This window comes from Bradyrhizobium sp. McL0615 (assembly GCF_049993905.1).
GTDB lineage: Bacteria > Pseudomonadota > Alphaproteobacteria > Rhizobiales > Xanthobacteraceae > Bradyrhizobium.
The window spans coordinates 1,498,582-1,513,468 of the sequence record NZ_CP188254.1 but is presented as its reverse complement, the minus strand read 5'-3'; the positions used below and the strand labels follow the sequence as shown (position 1 = coordinate 1,513,468).

At 58.0% G+C, this 14,887-nt stretch carries 14 protein-coding genes and 1 tRNA gene; 4 read left to right on the top strand and 11 right to left on the bottom strand.

From position 1 onward, the window contains the following. Nucleotides 1-110: 110 nt before the first annotated feature. Together ACPPVP_RS07190 and ACPPVP_RS07185 are read right to left on the bottom strand one after the other, a co-directional pair. On the bottom strand, nucleotides 111-440 hold the full coding sequence (locus tag ACPPVP_RS07190; protein ID WP_426532639.1) for a hypothetical protein: 330 nt from the start codon (nucleotides 438-440) through the stop codon (nucleotides 111-113). Nucleotides 441-537: 97 nt separating this feature from the next. Then, a complete protein-coding gene (locus tag ACPPVP_RS07185) occupies nucleotides 538-897 on the bottom strand; it encodes a hypothetical protein (RefSeq protein ID WP_426532637.1) in 360 nt (119 codons plus the stop codon). 379 nt (nucleotides 898-1,276) lie between these two features. On the opposite strand from ACPPVP_RS07185, the gene ACPPVP_RS07180 reads away from it, so the two are divergent. Continuing rightward, nucleotides 1,277-1,837 carry a hypothetical protein gene (locus ACPPVP_RS07180; RefSeq protein WP_426532635.1) on the top strand — a complete coding sequence of 187 codons (561 nt, stop codon included), beginning with the start codon at nucleotides 1,277-1,279 and terminating at the stop codon, nucleotides 1,835-1,837. Nucleotides 1,838-1,945: 108 nt separating this feature from the next. Here ACPPVP_RS07180 and ACPPVP_RS07175 read toward each other — a convergent pair whose 3' ends face one another. The 4 genes from ACPPVP_RS07175 to ACPPVP_RS07160 form a co-directional block, all read right to left on the bottom strand. Continuing rightward, complete coding sequence (locus tag ACPPVP_RS07175) at nucleotides 1,946-2,425, bottom strand: DUF4160 domain-containing protein (RefSeq protein WP_426532633.1); 480 nt, start codon at nucleotides 2,423-2,425, stop codon at nucleotides 1,946-1,948. A gap of 167 nt (nucleotides 2,426-2,592) precedes the next feature. Further along, nucleotides 2,593-3,045: a hypothetical protein gene (locus ACPPVP_RS07170; protein ID WP_426532631.1), complete on the bottom strand. Its 453-nt coding sequence runs from the start codon at nucleotides 3,043-3,045 to the stop codon at nucleotides 2,593-2,595. A gap of 4 nt (nucleotides 3,046-3,049) precedes the next feature. Next, nucleotides 3,050-3,595: a hypothetical protein gene (locus ACPPVP_RS07165; RefSeq protein ID WP_426532629.1), complete on the bottom strand. Its 546-nt coding sequence runs from the start codon at nucleotides 3,593-3,595 to the stop codon at nucleotides 3,050-3,052. After that, complete coding sequence (locus ACPPVP_RS07160; RefSeq protein ID WP_426532627.1) at nucleotides 3,592-4,323, bottom strand: TIGR04255 family protein; 732 nt, start codon at nucleotides 4,321-4,323, stop codon at nucleotides 3,592-3,594. The genes ACPPVP_RS07165 and ACPPVP_RS07160 overlap by 4 nt, the downstream gene beginning before the upstream one ends. A 125-nt stretch (nucleotides 4,324-4,448) precedes the next feature. Between ACPPVP_RS07160 and ACPPVP_RS07155 the strand changes: the two genes are divergently transcribed. Next, nucleotides 4,449-5,177, top strand: coding sequence for a recombinase family protein (locus tag ACPPVP_RS07155; RefSeq protein WP_426532625.1), 729 nt, complete (start codon nucleotides 4,449-4,451; stop codon nucleotides 5,175-5,177). 284 nt (nucleotides 5,178-5,461) lie between these two features. On the opposite strand, the gene ACPPVP_RS07150 is transcribed toward ACPPVP_RS07155, so the two are convergent. Then, nucleotides 5,462-6,283, bottom strand: a complete 822-nt coding sequence (locus ACPPVP_RS07150) for a hypothetical protein (RefSeq protein WP_426532623.1) — start codon at nucleotides 6,281-6,283, stop codon at nucleotides 5,462-5,464. Nucleotides 6,284-6,347: 64 nt separating this feature from the next. After that, the gene (locus ACPPVP_RS07145; RefSeq protein WP_426532621.1) at nucleotides 6,348-8,207 is read right to left on the bottom strand and encodes a restriction endonuclease; all 1,860 of its coding nucleotides are present in this window, start codon (nucleotides 8,205-8,207) and stop codon (nucleotides 6,348-6,350) included. 288 nt (nucleotides 8,208-8,495) lie between these two features. On the opposite strand from ACPPVP_RS07145, the gene ACPPVP_RS07140 reads away from it, so the two are divergent. Further along, nucleotides 8,496-8,720 (top strand): hypothetical protein, encoded by a 225-nt coding sequence (locus ACPPVP_RS07140; RefSeq protein ID WP_426532619.1) that lies wholly within the window; start codon nucleotides 8,496-8,498, stop codon nucleotides 8,718-8,720. A 145-nt stretch (nucleotides 8,721-8,865) separates the two neighbouring features. Further along, nucleotides 8,866-10,647 carry a tetratricopeptide repeat protein gene (locus tag ACPPVP_RS07135; RefSeq protein WP_426532617.1) on the top strand — a complete coding sequence of 594 codons (1,782 nt, stop codon included), beginning with the start codon at nucleotides 8,866-8,868 and terminating at the stop codon, nucleotides 10,645-10,647. A 943-nt stretch (nucleotides 10,648-11,590) separates the two neighbouring features. Here the strand turns inward: ACPPVP_RS07135 and ACPPVP_RS07130 are convergent. The 3 genes from ACPPVP_RS07130 to ACPPVP_RS07120 form a co-directional block, all read right to left on the bottom strand. After that, entirely contained in the window at nucleotides 11,591-13,012 is a 1,422-nt protein-coding gene (locus ACPPVP_RS07130; protein WP_426532615.1) for a hypothetical protein, read from the bottom strand. A gap of 5 nt (nucleotides 13,013-13,017) precedes the next feature. Then, nucleotides 13,018-14,640 carry a tyrosine-type recombinase/integrase gene (locus ACPPVP_RS07125; RefSeq protein ID WP_426532613.1) on the bottom strand — a complete coding sequence of 541 codons (1,623 nt, stop codon included), beginning with the start codon at nucleotides 14,638-14,640 and terminating at the stop codon, nucleotides 13,018-13,020. An 84-nt stretch (nucleotides 14,641-14,724) separates the two neighbouring features. Next, a tRNA-His gene (locus tag ACPPVP_RS07120) sits at nucleotides 14,725-14,801 on the bottom strand. Nucleotides 14,802-14,887 lie beyond the last annotated feature (86 nt).

Here is a 14,887-nt window from a genome sequence, read left to right as displayed (position 1 = left end):
GCGATGCAGCCATGTAATTGCCAACAAGGCTGGTTTTTGAGTCACATGTGTGAGCACCGTCACAACCGAAAACAGAATCGGTTGAATGCCTTGCAGAGGGCCTTGATCGCTCACTGCGCGCTTCGTGCGCGCTCACGTTCGAGTTTGGCACGCTCTCGTTCGATCCATTTGCGCTCGATCCATCCGAGCCCTTGCGCCATCGGCTTCTGCAGCGGCGGCACATCCTGCGCGAACAAAAGGAGTCCGAGCGGCAGCATCCAGAGTCCAAGCACCGGCAGGAAACTGAGAAAGCCGCCGGCGATCAGCAATATGGCGATCGGAATCCGGGCGTAGATCGACGACGGCTTGCGCACCCAGCTGACGAAGTTCGCCGGCCGCGGCGGCAGCTTCTTCTCAAACCAGGCAAAGTGCCGGTCGAGTTCTTTCTGATGTTGGCTCAATGGGCCCTCTCCTCTTGCCTGAGGAGATGTTCATTGGATCAGCCACATCAAGCGTCACTCTGTCGCGAAAGCGGACCTTGAAATGGCGCAGGCGCCGTCAGGTCACGGGCTTTTTCGGCTTCTTGGCCTTGCGTGCCTTCGCACTCACCGCCTTGCGGGGTGTCGCGGGCCGGATGACCGTCGGCCGGCCGGCCGGTCGGGCCACGGCCTCGCGGGGCTCGGGATCTGGCCTGAACTGGGCGCGGCAGGGCGGCGAGAGCTGGTCCTTTTTGGCGACCATGCAGGCGGTCACGCGGTCAACATCGGGAATCTCGGCACTGCAGAGCCGGAAGGCGTCGCCGGTGCAGGCCTGTTCCTGTTCGGGCGTGTAGGTCTGGCCGGCGGCGGCCGAGATCGAAACCCCGAGCACGGTAGCCAGCAGCAATCCGAGCTGGCTCCTCCTTGATGCGACAGCCAAGATGAATTCCCCCACCCCGATGGAATGACCGGGCTTGATTGCTGCGTGCGCCCGATTCCCCTGGAATTGTGAGTGAACGTTAGGAAATTGGCAAGCAGACCGGGTATTGGCCTTTTGACGCGGGCAGGTGGCCATGATTGATTTTAATGCGCTCCCGCCAAGAGGCGACACAACACCGTGGCCACCACTTCTTCCCTGCCCGTCAACACGATCCTCCGGACCGTGCGGGACGACCTTGGCGAACTATCGGTGCGGCTGCGCAGTCAGTCCATCATCGCCTGTGCAAGCGCCGCTTGTTCGCGTTGATCGGCGCAATTCCGGCGATATCGGATAATCGCATGCTTGCTGAAGTCTTCGATCTGATGGGCAGTTTGTGCTCGTGCCGTTCGAAATCGCGATCTATCGCCTGCTGATATCAGGTGAAGCTGCCTCCGGATACCGTTTCGATATATCCGCCGTTCGGTTTCAGCGCATGCTTGGCTGGACTGCCGGCTTTTGGCTTCTTGGGAGCATCCCGCTTCATCTGCCGGGCGCTGTCGCACCATCCGATGGCGCGGAAGTCATTATCAGCGTCGTCTTGTTTGCGCTGCTCATCTTTGCCACGCTGCGACTGGCGATTTTCATGCCCGCCATCGCGGTAAACGCGCCGGGCGCTTCGGTCCGAAACGTTTTCGCGGATACAGGCGGCCACGGCTGGCTTATCCTCAAAGCGTACTTCGCTACTCTGCTGCCCTTCATCCTGGTCGTCATTTCGATTGTAGGGTTCGCATGGCTTAGCGGTGCAGATGACATCCGTTCCGGCATTGGGTCTTTGGCGGCAGACGTATTTGCCGGTCTGCTGAGATTTCTGATCTGGACATGCTTGGTAATCACCTCAGCCCGGCTTTTCATGAAGATCGCCGACCGCGTGAAGCGCAGCGGGCCTATGGCGAGCGAATGAGCCGGAAGCAGCAGTGCCGGACATTTCCGAATTAGCGACGGTGGAGGGCTGGTACAGTTGGGTGGGTACTGCCGACCGATCCTCTAGCCCTTGATATACCTTGAGAATTTACGCTTCGCCCTTCTTCTTTTGTAGTGAGGTTTTGTATTTTTGCAACATGCTGGGCGAGTACATCGGGACGTTTTCCTTGGCTCGCAGTTCGCAGATCAATTCGTCGACAGGGCGACCGGCTTGCATCTCGCTCCATAGGTTGAGAAGCGCCCGCTTGTGTGCGGAAATCCACGTTTGAACCTCTCGCAATTCGTAAGGCTTGAGCTTGCCAGCGAGAAGTTCGCCATTGTCGATAGCCAAGGACGCCGCGTGTTTTTGCTTACCTACACTGATGTGTACATGGGGCCGCTTGTGGTTCTTTGTTCCATCCATTCTCACGCTGACCGAGGGTAAATTTCTGACCAGCTTATAGAGTGGGAAGCGGCCCGCTTTCCGATCACGCTCGCGTGCACGACGATACACATCCTGCACCGCAGCATACGATAGCTTGCGGCGCAGCTCTGAAACGTATCTCTTTAGGCGCTCTTCTCTGCTCATTGGCCGGGTGTTTGCACTCGGGCGGCCCAAGGTAATCCAAGGCTCAACTGGAGGCTTTTCCTCCTCAGCCAGGAAGGTTTGGCCAAAAGCGCAGCTTCCGCTCTAGCTACTCATGCGATCAGACGAGGATGATCAACTTCTGAGGTGAGAAGGTCACTTGCAGTCGGTTACACGTTAGGCGGGCCAGCCATCGCGACCCTCACCGGCATTCGCTCAAGGACGCACTGGGTCAGCAATCGATTGTTCAAATTTGCATCCGCCTTGGTCGGCAGGCCGTGGATGCCAGCGTAGGATTTCCTATCCGCCTTTGGCATGTGAAGGGCGCGGACCTTGTATCGGTCGTAGGTGCCATGCCGCTTCAATAGGCCCGCATTGATGAGCAATAGCCGATCCTCTGGCTTTGGCTGCAACGGCGTTGCCTCACAGCAAGATTTCATCCGCGCGGGATGGTCGCCCGCGAAGTGCTCGTAGTGCACGGCACTCAAGTAGGTCTCTTGCTTTCGCTCTGGAGAGGGTGGACGAAGCTCAAGGGCCTCGGGTTGAACGCCTACAACCTCGCCGTCCTTGTAGATTAAGAACTTCTTCTTACAATGCCTTACAATGTGATGCTCGTCGGCCATAGGGCTAGCCATTGACCGCACCATCCAGCAGATAAAACTTAGCCTGCTTCGCAAACTGGCGCAGCGAGCAGTCGCCGGCGGCGTGAGCAGCGCTGTCGCCATCTTTGTACCTTGAAGTCCACCGAACCAATCGGTTTCCGTCAAAGTTTGCCGTCAGAGTGACCTCTTCACTGTGCCAAGCGATCAGGACGTCCCCGTCATCATCAACACCGAACGAGTGCCACTGTGGAACAGCTGCGTAGATGCTCCAAGCGAGAAGGTCTTTAAAAGCGCTCAGTTTTGGAAACTGATCCTCCTCATACCAATCATCGACATTGATAATGTGTTCGAGTTGCTCGAAGATTGTTTCGCGCTGATCAGCCGAAAGGTGCATCGCGTATTGAGCCGCGGTCGCCTTTAGTTCAACCAGCGCGGCTTCTACCTTTTGTTCGAAGGGCTTCTCAGTGGGACGGAAACGGGTCTCAATGGGACTGATAGTGCTTCCTTTGAGCGGGCTTAAGCGAGGCGCCACGTTGATGGAATGAGACGGAACAACAGCGGCGAGGTTCATCTGAACAGCTCCCTCACCTCTGGTGTGATGAGGCTTTCGAAAATCTCATCCTTCGGGTCTCTCATGGTCTCAACCAGTTTCCAGACCTGTCCCATATTGGCAGGAATTTCTTCCTCGATGAAGCAATCGAGATCAACAAAAACAGAGGTATGATCGATCAGTACTGGATCGCCAATCGCAACTTGCGCCAAAACACTCAATCCGCTGCCGGCATGCCGGAAGTTGATAGCAAGGGAAAAGCCCGCCCTTGAGGATGCGCACCCTGTGGGCAGCTCAATCTTGATGTTGAGCAAATCACCAACGTGCCTATCTGCCAGTAACCGATCCGGCACGTCAATGCGGTTCACGAAGCGCGCACCGATCCGCACAATGCGGTTCACACCTACGACCTTTTCGAACAGCTCGTAGTTCTCTTTGGCCTGCTCAGTTAAGCGCTCCCACCCGTGGTACGGAGGAAGTCGGCTGGTAACCAGCGTATTTCTCTGCATCAAGACGACGTCGGCACCGTTCTTCGCGGTCAACTTGAAACCCGCGAGACCTAAGTCTCTCACAGCACCGTAAGGTTCAAGTTTGGCTTCGAAGGTCTTCATCTCCTCAACCGCAGGAAACGCGCGCGCAAGCCGATCCTTCGCCCGGGTCAGGTCCTTGTCGGAAAGGCCCTGTCCAAACCGCAGCTCAAGCACCGCCTCGATAAGCGGCGGCTTCGAATACTGCTGTCTGTCTGCCATCGTTCTGCCCCGTCCATTTTGAGGCTATCTATCACAGTAGGCTTTACAAGATTTGAAACCCTCTTGCGGCCGGGTCTCTTTGTATCTATTTCTCAGAAATAAGATACGAATAAATGAGGCAAGCTATGGGAAGATCAGCAAAAACTATTAAGTCATTCGCCTACTTAAGAACTTCGTCGGCGGCGAACATCGGGGAAGATAAGGACAGCGGCCGCAGGCAGCTCCAAGCCATAGAAGCGTTTGCAAGGCGCAGCGGTATCGAGTTGGTGGGCACCTACCACGATGAAGCGGTGAAGGGCTCTGATCCCATCGACACCCGCCCGGGCTTCGCAGAGATGTTGGAGGCCCTCGAGGCGAACGGCACCAAGACGATCATAGTTGAGACCGCCAATCGCTTCGCTCGGGACCTGATGGTTCAAGAGGTCGGTTTCGCGATGCTCAAGTCGCGAGGCATCGATTTGATCGCCGCTGACAGCCCAACATCATTCTTGGACGACACACCGACCGCCCGTCTGATCAGGCAGGTCCTTGGCGCCATCTCCGAGTTCGAGAAAGCGATGCTGGTGGCAAAGTTGAGGGGCGCTCGGGATCGTAAGCGACGTACAGGTGTCAAGGTCGAAGGGCGAAAATCTATTGGCGAGGAGCGGCCGGAGACCGTTGAGCTTGCTCGCAGGCTGGCACGCGCGAGGCCGAAGGGGGGCAAACGGTCTCTCAGGGAGATTTCAGCGGCTCTTGCTGCAGCTGGGCACATGACAAAGACGGGCAAGCCGTACGCTCCAACGGCGATCAAGCTGATGTTGGCAAGACCTTCGGGACGCATCGTCGGCAGCGCAGCGCGAGGAGATGCCCAATGACACCCGCCATTCTCGCCTTACTACACCGTCGTCGCGGTCTCATTCGGGGGACTGTAACCGCCGCGATGCGGGCCGGGGCATTTTGCGTGAGCGGGCACCGGGCGCGCAGAGAAAATGAGCCTCCCCGCGCTCAATGGATCCTAAATTGCCCGCCGCTTACTAATCGATTTCGAGTTCCTTTCGCTTAACGCTGCTGCCGCCGCCGGGGTTACTGCAGCAGTGTGTCTTCGTCCGTGCAAAGTGAAAACATTGGACCTCGTTGCGCGAAACACGCAGGCCAGTCTCTATCTTCCCTTAGGCAGGGTCTTGCAGGTCTCGGCAAGCAGACCTTGAAATTTTTCAGCTAGATTGTTTTTCCAACCGTCCAGTAAATCGAAGGAGGCCTGCTTGCTTCCTTTCTTCGGCTTCTCGCTACTAAAAACTCTGAAGGTGATCCGACCTACGGTGCGGGGGTCCGCCAAGACGAGCCGGCCTTCGTGCCAAAGTTTGTATGCAATCACGTTCTCGCGAATTTCTTTCTCAAAGTTTAGACTGCGCAGCCTTTCCTCAGCGGCCGTGAGCGCGTCAGCAGGACGTGGCTTATTCCACCACTGTCGTTCGTCAAAAAGCTGCGGCGGCATCAATGGATCGGTCAGCAAAGTTTGTTCTGTCTGCCTCCGCTCTTCTAGTTCTCTCCAAGCTGCTTCCTCTTGTGCCTCAAACTCGTCGCGAAGCGCATGGTGGGCCTTATCAAACGCTGCTTTTGTTACCACGCACTGGGACGCATTGCCGTCACCCATCAAATGCTTTTCCATTCCTCCAGGAATTTTGAAGCCGGATTGATAAGGTCCGCGAGTTCCTCCTTTGCAGAGGGGACACCAGCCTCGCGGCTCGAAATGGGAGGCCTGCGGGTCGAGCTCGGCCTTTGATATGATGAAATTGACTGTCTTGCGTTTCCATTCCTCGTACTCTCGGCGAGACTTGCAAATACCGTAGTCCGAAAGAGCCTTCGAAATGTCATCAGGCATAAGCTCGACAATTGCATCCCTCAGCCAATACAGTTCTTCTTCGAGCTTTCTGACTTTCTGGTCAGCAGTTGCATAGGGACCGTAACGGTTAGCTGGCATCCTAAGTTTCTTTCGGCGGCTGCATTGAAGTTCATTCGCAACGATCAGGGGTTGGGAGCTGGCATCAAGGCAGAGCCTCAATCCTGAAGTTATACCCGTGTTTGCTCAGTAGCGCCAAAAGGTTGCGTCCGTCGATCAATGTCAGCGGCTTGTTCGCGGCCCATTCGTACGCGTCTCGCCCAAAATGGCTTGTCGTCACAAGTATACCCCTGTTCGCGCCTTCGTTCAGTACGGTGCCATAAAGTTCGCGGACCGCGGCGACATCAACCGTATTGGAATAGCGTTTGGCCTGCACCACGAATTTCCCACCGTGTAGCGGATCCGAATTGAAGATGACGGCATCAACGCCTCGGTCGCGGCTCGCTCTTGTGATCTTCACTTCAGCGTTCTTGTCCGCGTACTCCTTCGCAAGCAATTCCCGAATGAGGTGCTCGAAATCCTGCCAATCCATGGCGGTAAGGTTTTGTCCCTGAGCCATCCCGTCAAGGACGTCTCTGCCAGCAACGAACCGTTCGTCGTCCTTGTCGAGCCGAATTGTGGGCTCTATCGGCACGACTTCGGCGACGTTGTACACATAGCTACCCCTCAGTGCTCGGAACGCTTCCAACGCGTCGGCGCGCTGTAAATTGAATTCGACGATGTCCTGCTTCTGAACCGCAAGAGCCGCGACAAACGCATCCTTCAGCTTGCCGGAGGCTGGGTCGAAGAACCGCGACCAGCAGTTAACGGCGATCCTGTCGACATCGTCCTGAACGTCGTTGCGAGCGATGTGATGAGCTATCTGCAGCGCAACGGCTGGCACATAGCGCCGAAGAACAGCCTCAGCGTCCCGCTTGGCCGGAGGCCGCTTGCTGTCTTGTCGCCCCACCGAAACATCGGGCAGCGAAGGTACACATTGGTTCACCTGAAGCACTCGCTCTTGCTGGTCGTATAGCACTTCCCAAGGGTAATCCTCCGGGACAGGCAGAGACAGATTACAAAGCGCAAGCTCGAAGTGGCCGCGCACACCGTCTTGCGTACGCTCTCGATACCGCCCGTGAACCGCTCGTATCGGTTGGGTCGTCGTCAGGCAGTCCTCTTCGTAGTCCTTCTTAGCTTTGTCGAACTCGCGGCGCAAATTTTCTTCAGCGTCTCTCCACCTCAAAGCCAAATCGGCGAGGTAAATTTCGACGAGGTCATGAGCTTCGAGAGCAGCTGCGTATTTCTGATCAAAGGTTTCACGAAGTTGGCGTGCTTGCGAGTTGAGCGCCTTTACACGGTGCAACTCGGCCTCATACGCCACGGCGTGAAGTTCGTCGCGATCATCAACATCCAGACCGTCAGATGTGACTAATCGAACAACAGTCTTGGCAGGAGCGGTCACGCTAGGAAAATTTGGCTTGGGGGTAGGCGCTTCGGTGGGTGAGTATCGAAGGGCGGGGGTATCGCACGGAAATTCGCACGTCGTGGCGGCGCGTCCGTAGATCTTGGACAAATCAGCCCCGCCTCCCATCAGAACATCTGCCTGTGTAAGTGAAATTTTCCGAGGTTCGGTGTTCGATAGAGAAGCTGGGTGGGGGCGAGCAAGCTCGAACATGTGCGCGGGGAAGCGATACGCACGAAACCGCGTATCAATACTGGCGGGCAGAGTAGGCCGATAAGCATTGGCAGCGGCTGCGTATTCATCCAGAAGAGTGAAAGCGCTGCGAAAAGCGTCTGGGCTGGGAATGCCAACCACTCTCACCGGGTTCTGTGCACGGTACGCTCGGCTCCGCTCAAGCTGCTCTTCTGCGAGACGCTCCGCTCTTTTGTTCGCTAGCGCTTGCTTCTGGTCAGTCAACACCTTCGAAGCAGAGCTGTAGCCTCTGTGCAGCGCCTGAAAGACCAGGAAACACGCGTAGCCGATCACGAGCAGGACAGCACCGGCTATAATTAGATAATTCATCCCCTCAGCTCCCATCGGGAACCATAGTTTCGCAACGGTTGGGGTCAAGCCGTCCTAAGGGTCCTCTTCGGCCCATGGGCCCTTTTAAAAGCGGTCGCCATACGCCTTTCGACAGCAGTTTACGGAACGGCAAAGACGTTCATGGCCGGAAAACTACGGAGGTCCTCGAAGCACCATTGGCACCGCCCTTGCTGCACGCCTGAATGCGCGACGAGCGCGTCCCAAAACAGACCAGCGCAGAGGTTACCAATGGCCCACTCGTATCAACTTGAGACGCCCCGAGAAACCGTGGCGGCCAACAGTCTTCAAATCGCGACGCTGATGGAGCGTCTCGTGCGCTCGGTCGAGCTACTCACCGTCGACATCGAACACGAGGAGGCTTGCGCGGGCGTTCGCGACTTGTCGGACCCGACCTATCCCGTGCTGGCGCGGAGCCTGAGGGCACGCAAGGATAACATTCGGGCCACCGTGGCATCGTTGGGGGCCTTGGTTCACGCATCAAAGGTGATCTAAGTCGGCTGAACGGTGACCGCCGTCTTAGTTCAAAAGCACCGAAGGAGCCCTCAAAGACCGCTAAGGGGCCGGAAGCCGAGATCAGCCTTGGATGGGCAACCAAAGTGATCCGTTGTACAATAGCATCTAGGTTGGATTGCGAGCCATGGTCCAAGAGCGGCCAGTCCGAGTGGAGCGCAGGTTGTCGGCCATATTGGCCGCCGACGTGGCTGGCTATTCGCGGCTGATGCACAACGACGAAGAGGCTACGCACTCCAAACTGACAGCGCTCCTAGCGGACGGTGTCGAGCCCGCCATTGCGGAGCACGGCGGCCGCATCGTGAAGAACACCGGCGACGGGTTCTTGGCCGAGTTTCCAAGCGCGGTTGAAGCGGTTCGAGCTGCTGTGCAGTTACAAGCCCGTATTAAGGAACTTACAATCGGTGAGGTGGAAGAGAGCCGCATTGCATTCCGTGTGGGCGTCAATATCGGCGACGTAATCGTTGAGCCCCACGACATCTTTGGAGACGGCGTCAACATCGCGGCGCGGCTTGAGACTATCGCCGAACCCGGCGGCATCTGCATCTCATCTTCCGCCTACGATCAGGTTCGTGGCAAGGTCATGTGCGAGTTCACCGATCTGGGTGAGCAGAGCCTCAAGAACATCGCCCGCCCGGTGCGCGCCTATGCCGTGGTCCGGGATAGAGCAGGCGCAGGAACACAGGGCAGCACCACACTAGGCCCATCGTCAGCGCCGCGTTTGTCCATCGTGGTGCTGCCGTTCGCGAACATCGGAAACGATCCCGAGCAAGACTACTTTGTCGATGGCGTGACCGAGAGCCTGACCACAGACCTGTCGCGCATTAGCGGCTCATTCGTGATCGGACGACACACTGCATTCACCTACAAAGGCAAGGCGGGTGATCTCAAGCAGATCGGCCGCGAGTTGAACGTCCGCTACGTGCTGGAAGGCTCGGTGCAGCGGGGTGGCAACCGGCTTCGCGTGAACGTGCAGTTAGTAAATGCTGAGACGGGCAATCATCTTTGGGCCGAGCGGTTCGAGAAACCCATCGCCGATCTGTTCGATATGCAAGACGAAATCGTATCGAGGCTCGCCAACACCCTGAATGCCCAACTCATTGAGGCTGAGGCGCGGCGGGCGGAGCGTTCGCTGCATCCCGATGCGATGGACTTGTATTTCCAAGGCATGGCTTGCTTGAACAAGGGAAGGACTTCCGAGTATCTCGCTCAATCGCGCAGCTTTTTTGAACGCGCCTTGGCGCTCGATCCCAGAAATGTCGAGGCGCTAGTCGGATTGGCAAGTGTTGATTGGATGACTGGTTCCCTCTCTTTGACGGATGACCGGGCCGCGCGCTTCGCGGCGGCTGAGACGGCCTTGATCAAGGTTCTGTCCCTGGCACCACAGCACGCGCTGGCCCACCGGCTTCTCGGACACGTCAAGATGTTCACCAACCGCGCGGCCCAAGGCATTGCTGAATGCGAGCAGGCATTGGCGCTGGATCGAAACTTGGCCAGCGCGCATGGGGCCATCGGTTTGGCCAAGCATTTTCTTGGTCGCGGCGCGGAGACCGAGGCTCATATCCAAGAGGCACTCCGCCTCAGTCCTCGCGATACCGAAGCCTTTATTTGGATGAACTTCGCGGGCCTCGCCAAGCTGCAGCTGGGCGCCGACGAGGAGGCGGTCGCGCGGTTCCGTCGCTCCGTCGAGATCAACCGAAATCATCCACGCACGCATTTCTTTCTCGCCGCCGCGCTGGCGCATCTCGGTCGGCTTGACGAGGCGCGGTCCGCGGTCCAAGCGGGGCTTGCGCTCGACCCGACTTTCACCCTCTCCCGCTCCTACGTGCCGAGCGACAATCCGACTTTCCTCGCCAAACGCGAGCGCACCCTTGAGGGCATGCGCATGGCCGGGGTGCCGGAGGGGTGATGTCGGAGACGGGTCATCAATTGACCCTCGGGCTCCTCTGAGCCATATCCGTTCTGCCCTCAATAGCGGACAGACTAGACACCAGCCCACACGAGGCCAAGGGCGATCCAAGGGAAACCTGTCGAGCCTAAAGTCCACGGTGCGTTTGCAGCCGCCGTTGAGGCACTGAATGTTGCAGGTGACGTGACCGCCTGCGATCCACTCGGCGGGTCTCCGCGGTGGAAAGCGACCGGCCCATTTCGTGTATCGCGGTCGGGGCATGCTGCGATCAAAGCAGCGCCAGTCACGAGCAGCAAATTATCAATCCATTGGGGCCGTTGGGCCTACGTGAATACGGCCATCCGTAGGTGTGATAGGATTTCATCGCGAACCTCCCCACGACTACGGTCCCCGCGAAACCGGGCCCGACCGGCATGACACCCGCGATCCCTCAGGTGCCCTTCGGAGTCGTCAGGAGAGTCAGCGGCGCGATTTGCTCGGGCGTGGGTGAACCGGACTCGGGCTGGGCCAAACAAGTCCCTCGGGCTTCCTATGGGCCTCCACGGAGCCCGAGAGGCGCATGCGGCTGAGCCGCCCCCACGCGCTTTGTTACGGTATCAAACGCCACAGTTGGAACTTGCGCGGCCGTCTCCGCAAATCTCTGGTGTCACGCCTCTAGAAGACTCTACGGACTCCACTGGTAGCCGCTTGGCCGACCGCTACCCCGAGCCGAGCGCCTCCGCAAGCGACTCCTGAGTCACCACTGGGCCTTACAGCCCGATCCAGCCACCCGGCCGACCACCTCGATGCCTTAAGGGGCTGCGGAACCCCTCTTCCGAGAGACCCGGCGGCCTCAACATTTGTTCTACGTTATGGCCTAGTGCCTCGCCGGGGATAGACCCTCATTAGACTACCACCAATATACACCATCCTGTGGTCCTAGCGGGTGCCTAGGGCATGACCCTTACCAGTCCTCTGGGTCTTCTTCAGGGTCCAGTCTCGGCACTACTCCGGTCTGCTTGTAGAAGTGATGGATGAGAGCTTCCCTAGCCACTTTGAACTTCGACACCGGAACGATGAGGCTGTCGTGTACAGGGAAGCTCGGTACTTTGTGATCGCGCATCAGCGTCAGCATTGCGCCGATAATTGCCTCGCTCTCGATGTACATGAGGTCACCGTAATCTCGCACACGGCCTCTGATTTCACCGCCCCAGCGAGCGAGCAGGGGGTGGCGCTCTAGCGCTTTCTCCTTGATCCTCTTCATCGGATAGAGCTTGGGATCGAAACCCGAGAGCCCCTTTTTGGCAAGTTGCAATTCTAGAGCTCGCTTCACGTCTTTGCTCCACTTGCTAAGCAGCTTGCTGTTGCCGAACGACGCGTTGATCCAGAACTTCGCTACGTGCCTGTCGAGTGCTGTCGGCCCAAGGATGCTTGCGTAGGCATCTTCATTACTATCCAGTTGCTGATCACAAAGGGCGTAGAAGATGGTGAGGTACGAGGATGATATATCGATCTCTACAACACGCTCGCCATTGATATGCATCTGCAGCCGCGTAGGCAGACCCGCCTCCGAAGTCTCTGGCAGGTTCTGGTAGCAGGCTGGCCCTTGCGGCTGGGAGTAGAGGCGACCGCCCTTATCCCATCGGTAACCCTCGGTGTACCCGTGGAATATCCGTATCCACCCGAGGTGCTTAATCGTCGGATGGGTAAGCGTCTGCTTGGCGAAGAACGCGTTCAGTTCGGCGACATCACCGCGCAGCTTAGCGACCCTTGGTGTATTCGGTGTCGGCTTGGGAGGCGAGGTGAGCCGGATCAGCTCGGAAGGCATCACGAACTCGAACCTGAAGTGTTCGAGCACGTTGGCCGGAGTGATGCCGTGCTTAGCAGCAATCTCCAAGAGCTTCGTCGTGGCCCGATAGCGCGTCAGCTTGCCCGAGGTTGGCCCTGGATTGCCGAACGCCAGCCTGCGCGGATAACCCAGCTTATGCTCTATCAGGCTTGCCTCAAGCCACGCCGTTCGAACACCATCGAACATGCGCCACGTGACGTATTGGCCGGTGAAGGCGCCCTTGTCGTGTGAGCACATGAGCCACCCCTCGCTCCGATCACCCGCGACCGCAACGAGCAGATCGGCGACAAATGCGCCTCCGGCGTTCGCATAGTCGACCAGCGTCTTGTGGCGCGCGTACGCCTTGCCCTTCGCCGCTTGCGGCCTCGGATATCGATCGGCCAAATCGCCCATGAGCATGAACGCCTGTCGCGTTCCCGGTGTTGCACGTAGGGTCGCCAAGGGCGCGTTGTTGAGCGCTTCGCGTTCCTCCCGTGGCGTCTTAGGTTGCCATGGGAGGCGTTCCTGCGGCTCCCAGTTATCCGCGTTCTCTGTCATCCTGCTCAATCCAACTTGTAGCGTGGAAACTTCTTTAGCGCGTTGGCCATGTCTTCAGCGGTTGGCTGTCCATACTTCCTTCCTTCGCTGGCCGGGGCGTGGCCGGTGATGGCATCGTGCACTTTCTCCGTGATCCCTACGCGCTCGGCAATCTGCTTGAATGTATGCCTCCACGCGTGCGTCGGGCTCAGTTCAGGGTCGGTCACGCCTTGCTCTCGTACCCATTCCGCCAAGTCTCCGCGCACGTTGCCCGCTCTGCTCCGACTGGGGTTCATTGGATCGCTGTTCGCCCGGTGCGGTGTCTTATCGTCGTAAAATAGCGCGCCCTTCCCAACCGAGCCGACCATTTCGAGGAAGCCTTGGGCGATCAGATGCTCATGCAGTGGCACAACACGCGTCTTCCGCGTCTTGATCGTGCCCGCATCTGGCATGAGCTTCATGAAATGGAAGCTGCCCCGCTTCTCTACGTCCTCTCCACGAAGCTGAGTGACCTCACCTGCACGTGCCCCTGAGTAAGCACAGAGCCAAGGCACCCAGCGTTTCGCTCGGTCCAAAGGTGTCTTTGGGTTCTTGATGGCCGATGCGGCTCTCAGGATCGTACGCGCTTCCTCCTCGGTGAAAGCCTTTGTCTCCCGGCTTCTGGCTTTTCTGGGAACGTCAACTTTTATGTCAACGAAGGGGTTTTTCCTCACGTGCTTATGCTGCGCGCCCCAACTGAACACTCGTCGAGAAGACGAAAGCCAAACCTCGCGCACGGTCGTCGCGGAACGCTCTTCAGTGACCAGCCCCCGCACCCATGCACGCGCGGCATCCTCGCTGATCCCATCGGCACCGACATCCGCAAAATGCCGCTGCATCTCAAGGAACACGGCTCGCCAACGTTGCACGGTGTTGTCTGCGGGCTTAAGGGCCTTCACGAATGCTTCGAACAAATCCCAAGAACTGATGCCTGTGCCTCGCTTCGGCCCATCGGTGAACGCTGGGAAGCAGTCCGGAGTATCGTCTCGGGAGTAGTCGCCGCTGGCGCGCCGTTCAAGCAACGTCATGGCGAGCAAGAGATTGTCGCTAACAGCATCGACAAAGAGCGCATAGGCAGTGGCGTTCAGCGCCTTACCCTCGCTGGCAAGAAATGTCGCCACACGAGCCAACTCGGCAACCTGCGGCCTCACCGCTTCGCGAACCTCCGGCTCCTTCGCCCATTCCCAATGGGGGTCCGCTTTGGGGTTCTCGTGGTAGCTGTCTGGTGCCTCGGGGTAGATCACGTTCCACACGAGGTGGTCGCTCATTTCCCGCCACCGCTTCGCTGGGCCGGGGTCGTTCTCGTGCTGCCCGACGAACCATGTGTACCAACGGCCCGCGAGCGCAATCGCATTCAATCGGGTGAGCGGCTGACCTTCGCCATTCTTCTTTGCGCGCAGCGTGGCAATGCGCGTTTCAATCTCAGCGCCCCATTCTCCAAGGTGCCTCTTTGCTTCGTATTTTGCGGTGTCCGCTGGCAGCTTGAGATGCGCTTCACGTCTTACACCGTAAAGGCGTGCGTACTCCTCGCGGACGTCTTCGGGGATGCCTTTCCGCGCAAACCAACGACCATCAGACGCACGACTTAACGCAACCATTCGCAATGCCATTTGTAACGCCTTTTGTATTTTAGGCGAGGCAAATACGTCAGGTCCATCAGTACGTTGCTGAAACCACAGGAGATTTTGTTGTGGTGGTACAGTTGGGTGGGCTCGAACCACCGACCTCCTGTTCCACAGACAGGCGCTCTAACCAACTGAGCTACAACTGCATCTCACGCGAGGCCCCAAAAGGGGGGTCGCGAATGGGCCGGAAACTAGGTGCAACGCTTCGCTTTGGCAAGGCCGCGAAGCGCCT

Coding starts and splice junctions, on each gene's coding strand:
- ACPPVP_RS07165 (WP_426532629.1), bottom strand. CDS start 3,595: ATGAACCTCGCCGCTGTTGTTCCGTCTCATTCCATCAACGTGGCGCCT.
- ACPPVP_RS07125 (WP_426532613.1), bottom strand. CDS start 14,640: ATGGCATTGCGAATGGTTGCGTTAAGTCGTGCGTCTGATGGTCGTTGG.
- ACPPVP_RS07175 (WP_426532633.1), bottom strand. CDS start 2,425: ATGAGCAGAGAAGAGCGCCTAAAGAGATACGTTTCAGAGCTGCGCCGC.
- ACPPVP_RS07130 (WP_426532615.1), bottom strand. CDS start 13,012: ATGACAGAGAACGCGGATAACTGGGAGCCGCAGGAACGCCTCCCATGG.
- ACPPVP_RS07145 (WP_426532621.1), bottom strand. CDS start 8,207: ATGAATTATCTAATTATAGCCGGTGCTGTCCTGCTCGTGATCGGCTAC.
- ACPPVP_RS07155 (WP_426532625.1), top strand. CDS start 4,449: ATGGGAAGATCAGCAAAAACTATTAAGTCATTCGCCTACTTAAGAACT.
- ACPPVP_RS07170 (WP_426532631.1), bottom strand. CDS start 3,045: ATGGCCGACGAGCATCACATTGTAAGGCATTGTAAGAAGAAGTTCTTA.
- ACPPVP_RS07160 (WP_426532627.1), bottom strand. CDS start 4,323: ATGGCAGACAGACAGCAGTATTCGAAGCCGCCGCTTATCGAGGCGGTG.
- ACPPVP_RS07150 (WP_426532623.1), bottom strand. CDS start 6,283: ATGCCAGCTAACCGTTACGGTCCCTATGCAACTGCTGACCAGAAAGTC.
- ACPPVP_RS07135 (WP_426532617.1), top strand. CDS start 8,866: ATGGTCCAAGAGCGGCCAGTCCGAGTGGAGCGCAGGTTGTCGGCCATA.